Here is a 16,215-nt window from a genome sequence, read left to right on the forward strand (position 1 = left end):
GGCCGGGACAAGCCCGGCCATGACGGGAATAGCGGTGGCGCATGGTTCAAGAAGCCATCAAACGATGGTCTCGGATCCCCGTCCCACGCTGTCATACGTGAACCCGTGGGCCGCCATGTCCTCGGGGCGATAGATGTTGCGCAGATCCACCACGACCGGCTTGGCCATCTCGCGCTTCACGCGCTCCAGGTCGAGGGTGCGGTATTGCACCCATTCGGTCACGACAACCATGGCGTCAGCGCCGCGCAGGCAGTCATAGGGGTCGTCGCAATATTCGATATCGGGCAATTCCTTGCGCGCCTGCTCGATGCCGACCGGATCGTGGGCGCGTACCTTGGCGCCCATGTCGAGCAGCCCGGTGATGAGCGGAAGCGACGGCGCCTCGCGCATGTCGTCGGTGTCGGGCTTGAAGGTGAGGCCGAGCACCGCGACCGTCTTGCCGCGCAGGCTGCCACCGGCCGCGTTCGACACCTTGCGGGCCATCGCGCGTTTGCGGTTGTCGTTGACGCCAAGCACGGCTTCGACGATGCGCAGCTGCACGTCGTGATCGAGCGCGATCTTCACCAGCGCGCGGGTATCCTTCGGGAAGCACGAGCCGCCGAAGCCGGGGCCAGCATGCAGAAACTTCGCGCCGATGCGGTTGTCGAGCCCGATGCCGCGCGCGACTTCCTGCACGTCGGCGCCGACCTTTTCGGAAAGGTCCGCGATCTCGTTGATGAAGGTGATCTTGGTGGCGAGGAACGCATTGGCGGCGTATTTGATCAGCTCCGCGGTGCGCCGCGCCGTGAACATCAGCGGCGCCTGGTTGAGCGACAGCGGCCGGTAGATGTCGCCGAGCACCTTGCGCCCGCGTTCGTCCGGGGTGCCGACCACGATACGGTCCGGGAATTTGAAATCGCGGATCGCGGCGCCCTCGCGCAGGAATTCCGGATTGGAGGCCACCACGACATCGGCTGACGGATTGACCTCGCGGATCAGGCGCTCGACCTCGTCGCCGGTGCCGACCGGCACCGTCGATTTGGTGACGACCACCGTAAAACCCTTGAGCACCGCGGCGATCTCGCGCGCGGCGGCGTGCACGTAGCTCAAATCCGCGTGACCATCGCCGCGCCGCGACGGCGTGCCGACCGCGATGAACACGGCGTCGGCGTCCGCGACCGGCCCGGAGAGGTCGGTGGTGAAATCCAGCCGCTTGGCCTTCACATTGGAAGCCACCAGCGCGTCGAGCCCGGGCTCGAAAATCGGGATCTCGCCGCGCAGGAGGGCCGCGATCTTGTCGCCGTCCTTGTCAACGCAGGTAACCTGGTGGCCGAAATCGGCAAAACAGGCGCCGGATACCAGCCCCACATAGCCCGTTCCAATCATGGCAATGCGCATGAAAACAGCCTGTTTTTGATGGTTAATTTCGCTTCCGATTCTGCCCGCCTCTTAAAGCATTTGGCGGCAAAGAGGAAACCGGAAAAGCGCCGGAGAACGGCAAGAAAATCGGCAAGAAACCGGCAAGAAAACCGGCATGTCATTTGTATGAATAAAGGAGAAAGCAACGGATCGGGCCGATGATGCGGCGCCAACGGGCCAAAACAGGACATCCATGACACCAAACGGCACATTGCCTGTCGCCGAACGCGCCACGTCTTTCGTGGCCGGACGCGTGGACTGGGTCGACTATGCCAAGGGCATCTGCATCGTCATGGTCGTGATGATGCATTCGGTGCTGGGGGTCGAGGCCGCAGCGGGCCAGACCGGCTTCATGCATTGGCTCGTCATGTTCGCCAAACCGTTCCGGATGCCGGATTTCTTCCTGATTTCAGGCCTGTTCCTGGCGGTCGTGATCGACCGCGACTGGCGCACGTATCTCGACCGCAAGGTGGTGCATTTCGCCTATTTCTACGTGCTGTGGGTGACGATCCAGTTCGGTTTCAAGGCACCGTCTTTCGCCGCCGGGACCGGTTGGGCACATGTAGGCTATCTGTATCTGGAATCCTTCATCGAGCCGTTTGGCACGCTGTGGTTCATCTATCTGCTGCCAATCTTCTTCGTCGTCACAAAACTGACACGCAGCGCCCCGCCGCCGGCGATCTTTGCCGCAGCCGCGTTGCTGGAAATGGCGCATGTCGCGACCGGCTGGACCGTGATCGACGAATTCTGCGCGCGCTTCGTCTATTTCTATGCGGGTTATTGGCTGGCTTCCTACGTCTTCGCCGTGTCGGATCGCGCGCGGGCGCAGCCCGCACTCGCGCTCGCGGGTCTGGCACTGTGGGCCTTGATCAATGGCGGCCTGGTCATCAAGGGCCACAGCGACTGGCCGCTGATCTCGCTCGCGCTGGGATTTGCCGGCGCCGGCGCCATCATCGTGATGGGCGCGCTTTTGGCGCGAATGCGCTGGCTCAATTTCCTGCGGTTTTGCGGCGAGCATTCGATCGTGATCTATCTCGCCTTCTTCCTGCCGATGGCGGCGACAAGGGCGCTGCTGCTGCGCAGCGGGTTATCCATCGACATCGGCACGATCTCGCTGATCGTCACCGTCGCAGGCGTCGTCGGCGCGCTGGGGATCTGGCGGCTGGCACTGACGCTGCATGCCAACTTCCTGTTCGATCGCCCCGGAGCGTTCTGGATCGCGCCGAAAAAGGCCGCCCCAGTGCTGCAGGCGGCGGAGTAGGTTTCGCCCCCTGCCACCCGCCTGAATGGCAGCTGATGACAGCGTGGAAAATCGCCCGCCGAGGCTGTCAATCCTCGCAAAAATCCCTAAATTTCGGCCATGCCGAAAACAGCCCCCAAAGCCGACAAACCCGCCCCCGCCAAAGCCGCAGCCAAGTCCGAGACCAAGTCTCAGACCGAGGCTGAAACCAAGGCTGAAACCAAGGCGCCTGCCAAAGTTCCGGGCAAGGGCGACCATGTCTTTCTGGTCGACGGTTCCTCCTACATCTTCCGCGCCTATCACGCGCTGCCGCCGCTGAACCGCAAATCCGATGGGCTGCAGGTCAATGCGGTGCTCGGTTTCTGCAACATGCTGTGGAAGCTTTTGCGCGACATGCCCGAGGACAACCGGCCGACCCATCTGGCGATTATCTTCGACAAGTCAGAGATCACGTTCCGCAACAAGCTTTACCCCGATTACAAGGCGCACCGGCCGCCGGCGCCGGACGATCTGATCCCGCAATTCTCGTTGATCCGCGACGCCGTGCGCGCCTTCGACCTGCCCTGCCTCGAGCAGGGCGGCTTCGAGGCCGACGATTTGATCGCGACCTATGCCCGGATCGCGGGTGAGCGCGGCGCGACCACGACCATCGTTTCGTCCGACAAGGATTTGATGCAGCTCGTGACCGACAAGGTCATGATGTACGACACCATGAAGGACCGTCGCATCGGCATTGCCGAGGTGATCGAGAAGTTCGGCGTTCCGCCGGAGAAGGTGGTCGAGGTACAGGCGCTCGCAGGGGATTCGACCGACAACGTGCCGGGTGTGCCCGGCATCGGCATCAAGACCGCGGCGCAATTGATCGTCGAGTATGGCGATCTCGAGCAATTGCTGTTCCGCGCCGGCGAAATCAAGCAGCCGAAGCGGCGCGAGGCGCTGATCGAGAATGCCGAGAAGGCGCGGATTTCGCGGCAGCTGGTGCTGCTCGACGACAAGGTCGAACTCGACGTGCCGCTCGATGATCTTGCGGTACACGAGCCCGATGCGCGGAAACTGGTCGCATTCCTGAAGGCGATGGAGTTCTCCACCCTCACCCGCCGCGTTGCCGATTATTCGCAGATCGATCCGTCCGACGTGGAAGCCGCGGCCGGCAACAAGAGTGCTGCCGCGCCCGCCACGGCCAGAGCGGCCGGCGGCGCTACCGGCGACCTCTTTGCCAGCCCGCCCGCTACGGCAAAGCCGGGCGCCGATAAGCAGGACAAGGCCGCGAGCCCCAAGGGCACGCCGATTTCGCTCGCCGCGGCGCGCGCGGAAGCCGCGCGAAAAATTCCGGTCGATCGCACCAAGTACCAGACCGTCCGAAGCCTCGATCAACTCAAGGCCTGGATCGCGCGTGCGCATGATGTCGGTCACTTCGCGATCGATGCGCAGGCCAATATTGATGATCCGATGCAGGCTGATATCTGCGGCATTGCGCTGGCGCTGGGACCAAACGACGCCGCCTACATTCCGCTCGCCCACAAGCAATCCGGCGGAGGCTCCGGGCTGTTCGACGCCGGCCTCGCGCCCGACCAGATCAAGCCAGGCGACGCGCTCGCCGCGTTGAAGCCGCTGCTGGAATCAGCGGGCATTCTCAAGATCGGGTTCAATATCAAGTTCAACGCCGTGATGCTGGCGCAGCACGGCATCACCCTGCGCAATGTCGAAGACGCGCAATTGATGTCGTACGCGCTGGATGCCGGCCGCAACGCGCATGGGCTCGAAGGGCTGGCGGAGCGCTGGCTCGGTCATGCCGTGCTCAGCCATGGCGATCTCGTCGGCAGCGGCAAGAACAAGCTCACCTTCGACCAGGTCGAGATCGACAAGGCGACTGCCTATTCAGCCGAATATGCCGATGTGATCTTAAGACTGTGGCGCGTGACGAAGCCGCGCCTCGTCGCCGAGCGCATGAACGTGGTCTATGAGACGCTGGAGCGGCCGCTGGTCAGTGTGCTGGCGCGCATGGAGCGGCGCGGCATTTCGATCGACCGCCAGGTGCTGTCTCGGTTATCAGGCGAATTCGCCCAGACCGCCGCACGGGTCGAAGCCGAGCTTCAGGAGATCGCAGGCGAGCCGATCAATGTCGGCAGTCCCAAGCAGATCGGCGATATCATCTTCGGCAAGATGGGCATCACCGGCGGCAGCAAGACCAAGACCGGCGCATGGTCGACCTCGGCGCAGGTCCTCGATGAGCTCGCCGAACAGGGCCACGAATTCCCGAAGAAGATTCTGGAATGGCGGCAGGTCTCGAAACTGAAATCGACCTATACCGACGCGCTGCCGGAATATGTCCATCCGCAGACCCATCGCGTTCACACCACCTACGCGCTGGCCGCGACCACCACCGGGCGGCTGTCGTCCAACGAGCCGAACCTGCAGAACATCCCGGTGCGAACCGAGGACGGCCGCAAGATCCGCCGCGCCTTCATTGCCACGCCCGGCCACAAGCTGGTGTCGGCTGACTATTCGCAGATCGAGCTGCGACTGCTGGCCGAGATCGCCGACATCCCCGTGCTGAAGCAGGCGTTCCGCGACGGGCTCGACATTCACGCCATGACGGCCTCCGAAATGTTCGGCGTGCCGATCAAGGACATGCCGAGCGAGGTGCGCCGCCGCGCCAAGGCGATCAATTTCGGCATCATCTACGGCATCTCGGCGTTTGGCCTTGCCAACCAGCTCGGCATCGCGCGCGAGGAAGCCTCCGCCTACATCAAGAAATACTTCGAGCGTTTCCCGGGCATCCGCGCCTACATGGATGCGACGCGGGATTTCTGCCGCGCCAACGGCTATGTCGAGACGCTGTTCGGCCGCAAGTGCCACTACCCCGACATCAAGGCAAGCAACGCCTCGGTCCGTTCCTTCAACGAGCGCGCCGCGATCAACGCGCGCCTGCAGGGCTCCGCCGCCGACATCATCCGCCGCGCCATGATCCGGATGGAGGACGCGCTGGCCGAGAAGAAGCTCTCGGCGCAGATGCTGCTGCAGGTTCACGACGAACTGATCTTCGAAGTGCCCGAGAACGAAGTCGCGGCCACGCTGCCTGTCGTGCAGCACGTGATGCAGGATGCGCCATTCCCGGCCGTGCTGCTCTCGGTGCCGCTGCAGGTCGATGCGAGAGCTGCGAATAATTGGGACGAGGCGCATTGATTCTTACCTCCCGCACTTGCGGGGGTCGAGACGAGCGAAGCTCGCTCTTAGGTCGACGCGCGAAGCGCGGCGGGTGGGGGCTCTCTCCACCCGAAGAGTGCGACTCGTGGCGACACCCCCACCCCAGCCCTCCCCCGCAAGCGCGGGAGAGGGAGCGCACCGCTTTTTTGGCTGAATTGCTCTCCGTACAATTTCCGAAATGACATCGCGGCGTGACGCGCGCTAGAAGTGCGCGCGCATTCCCTCGCGAGTCCTTCTATGCCCCACACATCAGCCCTGCTCGGTTTCGCCCTCGTCTCGCTCGGCATGGTGCTGACGCCGGGGCCGAACATGATCTACCTGATCTCGCGCTCCATCACGCAAGGCGCGGCGGCGGGGATCGTGTCGCTTGGCGGCGTCGCGCTCGGGTTTGTGTTCTACATGCTTTGCGCGGCGTTCGGGATCACGGCGCTGTTGTTCGCGGTGCCTTATGCGTACGACACGCTGCGCTTTGCGGGCGCGGCCTATTTGCTGTGGCTGGCGTGGCAGGCGTTGAAGCCGGGCGGTCGCTCGCCGTTCCAGGTGAAGAAGCTGCAGGTCGATGGCCCGCGCAAACTGTTCGCGATGGGCTTTGTCACCAATCTGCTCAACCCGAAGATCGCGATGCTTTATCTGGCGCTGCTGCCGCAGTTCATCGATCCTGCCGTCGGCAGCGTGCTGACGCAGTCGCTGGCGCTGGGCGCGATCCAGATCGCGATCAGCGTCAGCGTCAACGCCGTGATCGCGCTGGCGGCCGGATCGATCGCGCTGTTTCTCGGCACGCGGCCGAGCTGGCTGCTGCTGCAGCGCTGGCTGATGGGCACCGTGCTGGCGGGGCTGGCGGTGAAAATGGCGTTCGAGGCAAGGAAGGCGTAGCCGCCGCGCTGTCATGCGCGGGCTTGACCCGCGCATCCATCGCCTGCGCAAGCAGGCACATGATTTTGAAGAAAGATGGATTGCCGGGTCAAGCCCGGCAATGACACCGATAGTCTCAATCCAGCTTCGCTTCCATCCCGCGCTTCGTCGCCGGGCGGGCCATCAGCGCGTTGTACCAGCGCTCGACGTTTGGAAAATCCTTCAGCTCGACCTTGTGGCGCGGGTGGCGCCAGGCCCAGCCGAGGATGGCGAAATCGGCGACCGACAGCGCGTCCGCGACGAACTCGCGGTTCGTGAGCCTGCGGTCCAGCACGCCGTAGAGCCGGCGGGTCTCGTCCATGTAGCGCTTCAGGCCGTAGGCGCGGTCGGTTTCGTTCTCGAGCGCGATAAAATGGTGCACCTGGCCGGGCATCGGCCCAAAGCCGCCCATCTGCCACATCGTCCATTCATAGACCGGGATACGCTCGGCCAGCGGCTTGGGCAGGAACTTGCCGGTCTTCTCGCCGAGATAAAGCAGGATCGCGCCGGACTCGAAAATGCTGACCGGCTTGCCCTCCGGGCCATCGGGATCGACGATCGCGGGAATCTTGTTGTTCGGGCTGAGCTTGAGGAAGGCGGGCGCCATCTGCTCGCCCTTGCTGATGTTCACCGGGATCACCTTGTAGGGCAGCCCCATTTCCTCCAGCGCGACCGAGATCTTGCGGCCGTTCGGCGTGTTCCAGGTGTGCAGTTCGATGGTCATATACGGTTTCCCCCAATAAAGCTTGGACTTCCCGTAGCGCGGAAGCTTGCGGCCTTACAACCGCCGTTTCCGAGGGGGCGTCCCTGCGCCCGGCGGGGGCCCGGCACATTGCCGCGCCCTGTTGATTGGGCCAGATCGGCTCTGGAATGTACGGGAAAGCACCGATAGATTGCCGCCCGCCTCAAACCTTTGGGAATACGCCTTGTCCAAGTCAGCCTCCCGCGCCCGCCTCGCCGAGATCATCCGCAAGCGATCGTTCGGCCGCGGCGAGATCACGCTGGCCTCGGGCCGCAAGAGCGACTTCTACTTCAACCTCAAGCCGACCATGCTCGACCCCGAGGGCGCGGCGCTGCTGGCGGAATTGACCTACGAGGCGCTGAAGGACGATCAGCTCGACTACGTGGGCGGGCTGGAAATGGGCGCGGTGCCGCTGGCCGGCGCGATCGCGCAGCTCTCCTGGCTCAAGGGCCATCCGATCGCGGCCTTCTTCGTGCGCAAGAAGCCGAAGGAGCACGGCGCCCGCCTTGCGGTCGAGGGCCTCGCCAGGGGCGAGAGCCTGCAAGGCAAACGCATCGTGATCGTCGAGGACGTCACCACGACCGGCGGCTCGGCACTGAAGGCGGCCGAGGCCGTGCGCGAAGCCGGCGGCGAGATCGTGCTGGTATTCACCATGGTCGACCGTGAGGAAGGCGCGACCGAAAACTTTGCCGAAGCCGGCATACAGTTTCGATCGCTCTACAAGGCCGGCGAATTTTTGAAGGGGTGATTGCTCTTTGCTCCCTCGCCCCGCTCTTGCGGGGAGAGGGTTGGGGTGAGGGGCTCTCTCCGCAAAAGTAGTGTCAGTTTGATAGACCTGTACCCCCTCACCCGGATCGCATCTACGATGCGATCCGACCTCTCCTCGCAAGCGGGGCGAGGTAAGCAAGCCCGCAATTCTTTCCCGCTACCGAACGCTTGCTCATAGCTCGTTTACCATCCCGGATTATGGTGAATCCACTGACGCCTGTCGCGCGTCGGTGCGTAAGTGTTGCGTTGGGTGGAGTTAGCGTTGCGTACAGAGTTGGCTTTTTCGCGCATGCGGCGCCGCGCGACCTCTATTGCCGCCGCCACGCTTGCAGCATCTTTCATGCTGGTGCCCGGCAGCGTATCGGCCGAAGGCCTGTTCGACATGTTCTTTGGCGGTGGCCAGAAACAGCAGGCGCGGCAAGCCCCGCCACAGGCGAATTTCTTTGCCGATCCGTTCGGCCTCAATCAGCCTCCGGCACAGCCCGCACCGGCGCCGCGCGTCGCCGGCTCCGGACCCGCCTTTTGTGTGCGAAGCTGCGACGGCAAGTATTTTCCGCTGACCACGCGCGGCAACGCCACGCCGGTTCAGATGTGCCAGGCGTTCTGTCCCGCCAGCACCACCAAAGTGTTCTATGGCAGCAATATCGACAGCGCGTCGGCCAGCAATGGCGAGCGCTACGCCGACAGTGAAAACGCGTTCGCCTATCGCAAGGCGCTGCGCGCCGATTGCACCTGCAACGGCAGAAGCCCGTCGGGCCTCGCGCCGGTCGACCTCGCGCTCGACACCTCGCTGCGCTCGGGTGACGTCGTCGCCACCACCGACGGCCTGGTGGCCTATACCGGCGTCCGCCTCGGCGCCGAGCAGGCCGCCGAATTCACGCCCGTGGCCTCCTATCCCGGCCTCACCGCCAGCGTCCGCGCCCGGCTCGGTGAAATGAAGGTCGCACCTGTCAGCGCTGAAATGGTCGGTGAAACCGTGATGCCCGAGACGCGAAACGAGATCGCGATGCCGGCGACGGTGGTGCCGAAGAGCACAGCACCCAAGGCGGCGAAGCGCGCGGAAGTGAACTGACGGCCGAAGGCCGTCATTCCGGGGCGATGCGAAGCATCGAACCCGGAATCTCGAGATTCCCCGATGCGCAATTGCGCATCTGAGGTCTGGTCCTTCGGACCATCCCGGAATGACGAACTGATGGATTGCTTCGCTTCGCTCGCAATGACGAAGCAAAGACCTCACCGCCCGACGATCACCCCGATCACGTTCGGCGCCGACAGATATTTTTCCTCGATCGCCGCACGCGCCGCGGCGCGGTTTTCCGGCGTCAGCAGGCCGCGCTTTTCGGCCAGGATCATCCAGCAATAGCCCCACCAGTCCGACAGCATGCCCTGGTCGTCGACGAGGTCGTAGCCCTGCTCGGCGGCAAAGATCCGCGCATGGGCCTCATCGAGCGAATCGAGCCAGGCGTGATCGGCGATCGAGAACAGATCGTCGCTGAAATCGTCGGTCGTGTAACCCCACACCGACATGCAGACGGCGTTGAACTCACGGTCGATCGCGTCGTCGTCGACCGGCTGGCGGCGCGAAGCCTGATGCAGCCGCGACAGCGAGCGCGCGAAGTCGGCGATACGGGTGAGCGCGAATTGATCGAAGGCGATGGTGGACATGGACATGTAGTCCTCGGTACTGGCGATAGACCATAGATATTGTGTCGGCACTGCGCCGAATCACAATGATATATCAAAGACTTGCTAAAGTGTTCTTAATTTGTTCCAAGCCGCTGATTACCCCGAGCGCCGGCCGGCAAGATCCACTCACTGCGAAGAAGCGCTGGAAAACAGATTGATCACAACGACCCCGGAGACGATCAGCCCCATGCCGCAGAGCGCCGCCATGTCCAGCTTCTGGCTCTGGAACACCCAGGCGATGGTGGCGATGAGCACGACGCCGACGCCCGACCAGACGGCATAGACCACGCCCGTCGGAAGGCTTCGCAGGGTCAGCGACAGAAAGTAGAACGCCACCGCGTAACCCGCGACCGTCACCAGCGATGGCAGCGGCTTGCTGAAACCGTCCGACAGTTTCAGGAAGGTTGTCGCCACGACTTCCGAAAGAATCGCGATGCCCAAATAGAGATAGGTCATGCCGCCTGCTAGCAGAGGCATGTGATGTTTTGACGACTCGCGTTTGGGGCCGATCTGGTGGCGGCGGGACTAGCGAGCCTTCGGGAACTATCCGATGGCGGGACGCACATAGTAATTGTCCCACTCGGCTTCCCGCACGAGGGTGAAACCGTGCCTGATATAAAAGCGGTTTGAATCGCTGCCGCGCAGCGCGGTGACCCGCAACGGCTTTCCTTGCCGGTCCGCTTCGGCGAAAACCTCGGCAAGCACCGCTGCACCCACGCCGCGGCCCTGATAGCGCGGATCGATATAGAGGTGATCGAGCATCAATCCCGCATCATCCGGCTTCACGACCACCAGTCCCGCGCGCGCCCCATCGACCAGAATATGCCGGGTGAGTTCAGGCACGAAGCCCGAAAGAAACCGCTCGCGGGCACGCGGCGGATCAAAGCGCCCGATGCGTTCGAGGCTCTCCCGCATCGCCAGAATCCGAAGCGCGGCGAAAGCTTCTGCGTCAGAATGGTCGGCTGGACACAGCGAGACTGAACCGATCGGTGGGATCATTTCTTCTTGCGAGGCGGGTTCGGACGGGTTGGTTTCGTTGCTGCTCACATCGCCGACAGCATCTTGCCGCCGCAATAATTGGCGTAGAATTTTCCGCCGCATTGCCGCTTCATCGCCGCACACCGGGCGGCGGGCGACGCATTCTTCGCGACGCTGAACGAACAGCCCAATCCATCGGCGGTTTTGCCTGCCTTGCCGGCCGCGAACGCGGCACTGGTGGCGCTGATGCAGAACACCAGGAGCGTCGCGGCGGCGATCTCGATGATCAATCTCATGGCGCGCTCTCCCCTCAACTGACGTGATATCATCGCTTTCAAATGCCATTCTAGCACCGAAATCGGCGCGCCGATGCCTCCAAATCGGCCCGGTCCTTGCATAAAAACATGTCAGCGCGGTGCACAACAAACGTCTGGATGGTTTCGGTTGTGGTGCAAGGCGCGTATCGTTTTGTGAGTCTGAACTGCAGGGATTGACGCGTTGCAAGAACAAGCATTCGCAGGGAGTTTTCCGGTGCCGGGCCAACCGATCGACGAACTGGCGCTTTCCGAAATCAAGGGCGCGATTCTCGCCAAGCTGCGGCTTGCCATCGGCAAGGACACCGGCATGGCGACCAAGCGCGACTGGTATAAGGCGGCAGCGCTGGCACTGCGCGACCGCATCGTGCACCGCTGGCTGACGGCCGAGAAGGATAATTACGACGCCGGCCGCAAGCGGGTCTATTACCTCTCGCTCGAATTCCTGATCGGGCGCCTGTTTACCGACGCGCTGAACAATATGGGCCTGCTGCCGCTGTTCGAGGCGGCGCTGGGCGATCTCGGCGTCGATTTGTCGGACCTGCGCAATTGCGAGCCGGATGCGGCGCTCGGCAATGGCGGCCTCGGGCGACTGGCGGCCTGCTTCATGGAAAGCATGGCCACCCTCGCCATTCCCGCGATCGGCTACGGCATCCGCTACGATTTCGGCCTGTTCCGCCAGATCATCGCGCAGGGCTGGCAGCAGGAATATCCCGACGAGTGGCTCGGCTTCGGCAACCCCTGGGAATTCCAGCGCTCCGAGGTGGTCTATCAGGTGCATTTCGGCGGCCACGTCACCCATGTCGAGGACCGCGGCCGCGAACGCGCGAGCTGGCATCCCGGCGAAACCGTGCAGGCCGTCGCCTACGATACCCCGATCGTCGGCTGGCGCGGCCAGCATGTGAACGCGCTGCGGCTGTGGTCGGCACGCTCGCCCGATCCGCTGCGGCTCGATGCCTTCAACACCGGCGACTATCTTGGCGCAATGGCCGAGGAAGCGCGTGCGGAATCGATCTGCAAATTCCTCTATCCGAACGACGAGAGCGCGGCGGGCCGCGAATTGCGGCTGCGCCAGGAATATTTCTTCGTCTCGGCCTCGCTGCAGGATCTGGTCAAGCGGCACCTTGCCGCCGACGGGCAGCTGCGCAGCCTGGCGCAAAAGGCCGCGGTACAGCTCAACGACACCCATCCGAGCCTTGCCGTCACCGAGCTGATGCGGCTTCTGGTCGACCTGCACAATTTCCGCTGGGACGAGGCCTGGAAGATCACGGTCGCGACGCTGTCCTACACCAACCACACGCTGCTGCCGGAGGCGCTCGAGACCTGGCCGGTCGAGCTGTTCGAACGGCTGCTGCCGCGGCATCTTGAAATCATCTACCGCATCAACGCCGCGCATCTGGCGCTGGCCGAACAACGCGCTCCCGGCGATATCGACTTCCGCGCCTCGGTGTCGCTGATCGACGAGCGCTCCGGCCGCCGGGTGCGGATGGGACAGTTGGCCTTTGTCGGATCGCACCGCATCAACGGCGTCTCGGCGATGCACTCCGACCTGATGAAGGAGACCGTGTTCCACGATCTCAACCATCTCTATCCCCAGCGCATCACCAACAAGACCAACGGCATCACCTTCCGGCGCTGGCTGATGCTGGCCAATCCGAAACTGACCAGCCTGTTGCGCGAGACCTGCGGCGAAGCCGTGCTCGACGATTTCGCGCAGCTGCAGCGCCTCGAAGACCATTGCGGCGACAATTCGTTCCAGCAGCAGTTCCGCGACGTCAAGCTCCAGAACAAGCTGGCGCTGGCGCGGGTGATTGGCGAGCGCCTCAGCATCAAGGTCGATCCGTCGGCGCTGTTCGACGTCCAGATCAAGCGCATCCACGAATACAAGCGGCAGCTGCTCAACATCCTCGAAGCGGTTGCGCTGTATCAGGCGATCAAGGATGAACCCCAGCGCGACTGGGTGCCGCGGGTGAAAATCTTCGCCGGCAAGGCGGCGGCGAGCTATCGTACCGCCAAGCTCATCATCAAGCTGATCAACGACGTCGCCGAGATCGTCAACAACGATCCTGATGTCGCGGGCCGGCTGAAGATCGTGTTCCTCGCCAACTACAATGTCAGCCTGGCCGAAGTGATCATCCCGGCGGCGGACCTGTCCGAACAGATCTCGACCGCCGGCATGGAGGCCTCCGGCACCGGCAACATGAAGCTCGCGCTCAACGGCGCCTTGACCATCGGCACGCTCGATGGCGCCAACATCGAGATCCGCGACCATGTCGGCGCGGAAAACATCGCGATCTTCGGCATGGAGGCCGGCGACGTCATGGTCCGGCGCCGGCAGGGACTGGATGCCTCCGACGTGATCCGCCGCTCGCCACGGCTGTCGCGGGCGATCAGCGCGATCGAGAGCGGCGACTTCTCGCCCGGCGACCCTGCAAGGTTCGAGGCGATCGGCCACACGCTGCGCCAGTTCGACCACTATATGTGCGCCGCCGATTTCGATTCCTATTACGAGGCGCAGCGCGGCATCGATGCGCGCTGGCAGGTGATGCCGGCGTGGACGCGGGCCTCGATCCTCAACGTGGCGCGGATGCCGTGGTTCTCCTCCGACCGCACCATCCGCGAATATGCCGAGGATATCTGGCACGTGCCGGTGCGCACGGCGGAGCAGGAACTGGAAGCCCAGCGCGGCGCGTCGGGCTGAATTCCGGCCGGCGAAAATCCATTACCTCCGGCGTCATTGAATCCGGCAAGATTGCCGTGATACTGCGCGTCATGAGGGACACCGTCATTGCGCGCGCAGCGAAGCAATCCATAGTGGCAAAGCAAGATTGGATTGCTTCGTCGCTTACGCTCCTCGCAATGACGGACGATTGGGTTTAGGAGAATCCATGCTCACCAAGGCACCGCATCTTTTCGACGACGCCACGCAGGTCACCGCCGGCGACAGCCGCTGGCAGGGCAAGACCAGCGAGGATTACTGGGCCTTTGTCGGCCCGTTCGGCGGCGCCACCGCCGCCACCATCCTGCGGGCGCTGATCGATCATCCGCAACGGTCGGGCGATCCGTTGTCGCTCACCGTCAATTTCTGCGCGCCGGTCGCGCAAGGCGCCTTCGATCTCGACGTACGCCTGGTCAAGGCCAACCGCTCGACGCAGCACTGGTGCGTGGAGATGACGCAAGATGGCGGCGAGGTCGCGACGCTGGCCACCGCCGTGTTCGCCGAGCGGCGTCCGTCCTGGTCGCACCCGCAGGCGCCGTTCCCGTCGTCAAAACCCTACGAGCAGACGCTGCCTTACGGGAAGGTCGCCGCCCCCTGGGTCAAGCAGTATGATTTCCGCTTCGTCGAGGGCGAGCCGGGTTGGGGATCGGCGTCTTCGGCCGAGCCGAATTCGTTCTCGAAACTGTGGATCGGCGACCGGGTGCCGCGGAAGATCGACGCGCTGTCGCTGATGTCGATGTCGGATGCGTTTTTTGGCCGCATCTTCCACGCCAGGCGCGAACTGGTGCCGTTCGGCACGGTGTCGATCACGACCTATTTTCACGCCGACGCCGCCGATCTCGCGGCGGAAGACATCACGCGCGTGCTGGCGGTGGCCGACGCCAAGATTTTCCACAAGTCTTATGGCGATCAGAACGGTGAATTGTGGTCGCCGAACGGACGGCTGCTCGCAACGACGATGCAAATCGCGTATTTCAAGGCGTAAGGGAACAATTCCGCTCGAGTCTGCGTAGGGTGGGCAAAGGCCGTTTGCGCCGTGCCCACCATTCATCCACAGTGACGTCTTGAATGGTGGGCACGCTGCGCTTTGCCCACCCTACGCATTCTGAATATGAGGGCGGCTCATGTCCGAACCCGACGTCAAAAGGCCCGATATCGCCCTCCTCGGCATCCCCATCGAAATCGGCGCTTCGCAAGCCGGCACGCTAATGGGACCAGATGCACTGCGGACCGCGGGCATTGCGCGTGTGCTCGACCAGTTGGGATTTGCCGTCGCGGACCACGGCAATCTTTCGATATCGACGGTCACGTCCGACCGACCGCCGCCAGCCAACGCCAAATTCTACGATGAGGTGAAAACCTGGATTCGGCTGCTCAGCGAGCGCGCTTACGGGCTGGCGCGTTCCGGCGCGGTGCCGATCTTCATGGGCGGCGATCATTCGCTCTCGATGGGATCGGTCAATGGCGTCGCGCGCTATTGGACAGAACAGGGCCGGCCGCTGTTCGTACTGTGGCTCGATGCGCATGCCGACTACAACACGCCCGACACCACCATCACCGGCAACATGCACGGCATGTCCTCGGCGTTCCTGTGCGGCGAAGGCGGGCTTGACGATTTGCTCGGCGATCAACCGCGCGCGTCGATTACGCCGGATCAGCTCGATTTGTTCGGCATCAGGTCGATTGATCCCTTGGAAAAGCAGCTGGTTCAAGACCGCCGCGTCGCCATCGCCGACATGCGTGCGCTCGACGAATTCGGCGTCGGCGTGCTGATCCGCCGCGTCATCGAGCGCGTGAAGGCGAAAAATGGCGTGCTTCATCTCAGCTTCGACGTCGATTTTCTCGATCCGGCGGTCGCGCCGGGTGTCGGCACCACCGTGCCCGGCGGCGCCACCTACCGCGAGGCGCATCTGATCATGGAGCTGCTGCATGATTCGGAACTGGTGCGCTCGGTCGACATCGTCGAGCTCAACCCGTTTCTCGACGAGCGCGGCCGCACCGCGCGCGTTGCGGTCGAACTGATCGGCAGCCTGTTCGGCCTGCAGATCACCGACCGCCGGACGCCGACAAACGCGATGCTGCAAGGACGATAGCCAAAGCACAGGCGTTCAGTGAAAAAGAAGGGCGACCTTGCGGCCGCCCTTTTTCATTTCCCAAAATGACGTTCGGATTACTCCGCCGCGAGCTTGACCTCGGGCGCAGCAGCGCGGACATCGGCATCGACCTGGGCTTCGAACTTGGCGAAGTTCTTCTGGAACATGCCGACCAGCGC

General features: G+C 63.3%; 14 protein-coding genes. 8 read left to right on the top strand and 6 right to left on the bottom strand.

The annotated features are described in order from the left end of the window. Nucleotides 1-57: 57 nt before the first annotated feature. Nucleotides 58-1,377, bottom strand: coding sequence for a UDP-glucose/GDP-mannose dehydrogenase family protein (locus JQ611_RS32195; RefSeq protein WP_212467719.1), 1,320 nt, complete (start codon nucleotides 1,375-1,377; stop codon nucleotides 58-60). Nucleotides 1,378-1,591: 214 nt separating this feature from the next. Here JQ611_RS32195 and JQ611_RS32200 point away from each other — a divergent pair, with 214 nt between their 5' ends. The 3 genes from JQ611_RS32200 to JQ611_RS32210 all read left to right on the top strand — a co-directional run bounded on the left by JQ611_RS32200 (nucleotide 1,592) and on the right by JQ611_RS32210 (nucleotide 6,718). Continuing rightward, nucleotides 1,592-2,659, top strand: a complete 1,068-nt coding sequence (locus tag JQ611_RS32200) for an acyltransferase family protein (RefSeq protein WP_212467720.1) — start codon at nucleotides 1,592-1,594, stop codon at nucleotides 2,657-2,659. A gap of 99 nt (nucleotides 2,660-2,758) precedes the next feature. Then, the gene (gene polA / locus JQ611_RS32205) at nucleotides 2,759-5,824 is read left to right on the top strand and encodes a DNA polymerase I (protein WP_212467721.1); all 3,066 of its coding nucleotides are present in this window, start codon (nucleotides 2,759-2,761) and stop codon (nucleotides 5,822-5,824) included. 258 nt (nucleotides 5,825-6,082) lie between these two features. After that, on the top strand, nucleotides 6,083-6,718 hold the full coding sequence (locus JQ611_RS32210; RefSeq protein ID WP_212467722.1) for a LysE family translocator: 636 nt from the start codon (nucleotides 6,083-6,085) through the stop codon (nucleotides 6,716-6,718). 115 nt (nucleotides 6,719-6,833) lie between these two features. On the opposite strand, the gene JQ611_RS32215 is transcribed toward JQ611_RS32210, so the two are convergent. Then, the gene (locus JQ611_RS32215; protein ID WP_212270037.1) at nucleotides 6,834-7,460 is read right to left on the bottom strand and encodes a glutathione S-transferase family protein; all 627 of its coding nucleotides are present in this window, start codon (nucleotides 7,458-7,460) and stop codon (nucleotides 6,834-6,836) included. A 202-nt stretch (nucleotides 7,461-7,662) separates the two neighbouring features. On the opposite strand from JQ611_RS32215, the gene pyrE reads away from it, so the two are divergent. Together pyrE and JQ611_RS32225 are read left to right on the top strand one after the other, a co-directional pair. Beyond that, nucleotides 7,663-8,226: an orotate phosphoribosyltransferase gene (pyrE, locus tag JQ611_RS32220; RefSeq protein ID WP_212467723.1), complete on the top strand. Its 564-nt coding sequence runs from the start codon at nucleotides 7,663-7,665 to the stop codon at nucleotides 8,224-8,226. Between the two features lie 309 nt (nucleotides 8,227-8,535). Then, nucleotides 8,536-9,318, top strand: coding sequence for a DUF2865 domain-containing protein (locus tag JQ611_RS32225; RefSeq protein ID WP_212467734.1), 783 nt, complete (start codon nucleotides 8,536-8,538; stop codon nucleotides 9,316-9,318). 161 nt (nucleotides 9,319-9,479) lie between these two features. Here the strand turns inward: JQ611_RS32225 and JQ611_RS32230 are convergent, their stop codons facing one another. The 4 genes from JQ611_RS32230 to JQ611_RS32245 form a co-directional block, all read right to left on the bottom strand. After that, a complete protein-coding gene (locus JQ611_RS32230; protein ID WP_212036496.1) occupies nucleotides 9,480-9,911 on the bottom strand; it encodes a hypothetical protein in 432 nt (143 codons plus the stop codon). 147 nt (nucleotides 9,912-10,058) lie between these two features. Then, on the bottom strand, nucleotides 10,059-10,388 hold the full coding sequence (locus JQ611_RS32235; protein ID WP_212270059.1) for a multidrug efflux SMR transporter: 330 nt from the start codon (nucleotides 10,386-10,388) through the stop codon (nucleotides 10,059-10,061). An 87-nt stretch (nucleotides 10,389-10,475) separates the two neighbouring features. Beyond that, nucleotides 10,476-11,033, bottom strand: a complete 558-nt coding sequence (locus JQ611_RS32240; RefSeq protein WP_212467724.1) for a GNAT family N-acetyltransferase — start codon at nucleotides 11,031-11,033, stop codon at nucleotides 10,476-10,478. After that, nucleotides 10,976-11,206 (bottom strand): hypothetical protein, encoded by a 231-nt coding sequence (locus JQ611_RS32245; RefSeq protein WP_212270035.1) that lies wholly within the window; start codon nucleotides 11,204-11,206, stop codon nucleotides 10,976-10,978. Before JQ611_RS32245 ends, JQ611_RS32240 begins: the two co-directional genes overlap by 58 nt. Nucleotides 11,207-11,408: 202 nt before the next feature. On the opposite strand from JQ611_RS32245, the gene JQ611_RS32250 reads away from it, so the two are divergent. From JQ611_RS32250 to rocF, 3 genes are all read left to right on the top strand, one after another. After that, complete coding sequence (locus JQ611_RS32250; RefSeq protein WP_212467725.1) at nucleotides 11,409-13,925, top strand: glycogen/starch/alpha-glucan phosphorylase; 2,517 nt, start codon at nucleotides 11,409-11,411, stop codon at nucleotides 13,923-13,925. Between the two features lie 187 nt (nucleotides 13,926-14,112). Beyond that, entirely contained in the window at nucleotides 14,113-14,928 is an 816-nt protein-coding gene (locus tag JQ611_RS32255; RefSeq protein WP_212270033.1) for an acyl-CoA thioesterase II, read from the top strand. A 139-nt stretch (nucleotides 14,929-15,067) separates the two neighbouring features. Beyond that, nucleotides 15,068-16,036, top strand: a complete 969-nt coding sequence (gene rocF, locus JQ611_RS32260) for an arginase (protein WP_212270032.1) — start codon at nucleotides 15,068-15,070, stop codon at nucleotides 16,034-16,036. Nucleotides 16,037-16,215: the final 179 nt, after the last annotated feature.

The organism is Bradyrhizobium sp. AUGA SZCCT0182 (genome assembly GCF_018130185.1).
In the GTDB taxonomy this organism is placed as follows: domain Bacteria; phylum Pseudomonadota; class Alphaproteobacteria; order Rhizobiales; family Xanthobacteraceae; genus Bradyrhizobium.

Coding starts and splice junctions, on each gene's coding strand:
- rocF (WP_212270032.1), top strand. CDS start 15,068: ATGTCCGAACCCGACGTCAAAAGGCCCGATATCGCCCTCCTCGGCATC.
- polA (WP_212467721.1), top strand. CDS start 2,759: ATGCCGAAAACAGCCCCCAAAGCCGACAAACCCGCCCCCGCCAAAGCC.
- JQ611_RS32200 (WP_212467720.1), top strand. CDS start 1,592: ATGACACCAAACGGCACATTGCCTGTCGCCGAACGCGCCACGTCTTTC.
- JQ611_RS32225 (WP_212467734.1), top strand. CDS start 8,536: ATGCGGCGCCGCGCGACCTCTATTGCCGCCGCCACGCTTGCAGCATCT.
- JQ611_RS32215 (WP_212270037.1), bottom strand. CDS start 7,460: ATGACCATCGAACTGCACACCTGGAACACGCCGAACGGCCGCAAGATC.
- JQ611_RS32235 (WP_212270059.1), bottom strand. CDS start 10,388: ATGACCTATCTCTATTTGGGCATCGCGATTCTTTCGGAAGTCGTGGCG.
- JQ611_RS32210 (WP_212467722.1), top strand. CDS start 6,083: ATGCCCCACACATCAGCCCTGCTCGGTTTCGCCCTCGTCTCGCTCGGC.
- JQ611_RS32255 (WP_212270033.1), top strand. CDS start 14,113: ATGCTCACCAAGGCACCGCATCTTTTCGACGACGCCACGCAGGTCACC.
- JQ611_RS32230 (WP_212036496.1), bottom strand. CDS start 9,911: ATGTCCACCATCGCCTTCGATCAATTCGCGCTCACCCGTATCGCCGAC.
- JQ611_RS32245 (WP_212270035.1), bottom strand. CDS start 11,206: ATGAGATTGATCATCGAGATCGCCGCCGCGACGCTCCTGGTGTTCTGC.
- JQ611_RS32240 (WP_212467724.1), bottom strand. CDS start 11,033: ATGCGGCGGAAAATTCTACGCCAATTATTGCGGCGGCAAGATGCTGTC.
- JQ611_RS32195 (WP_212467719.1), bottom strand. CDS start 1,377: ATGCGCATTGCCATGATTGGAACGGGCTATGTGGGGCTGGTATCCGGC.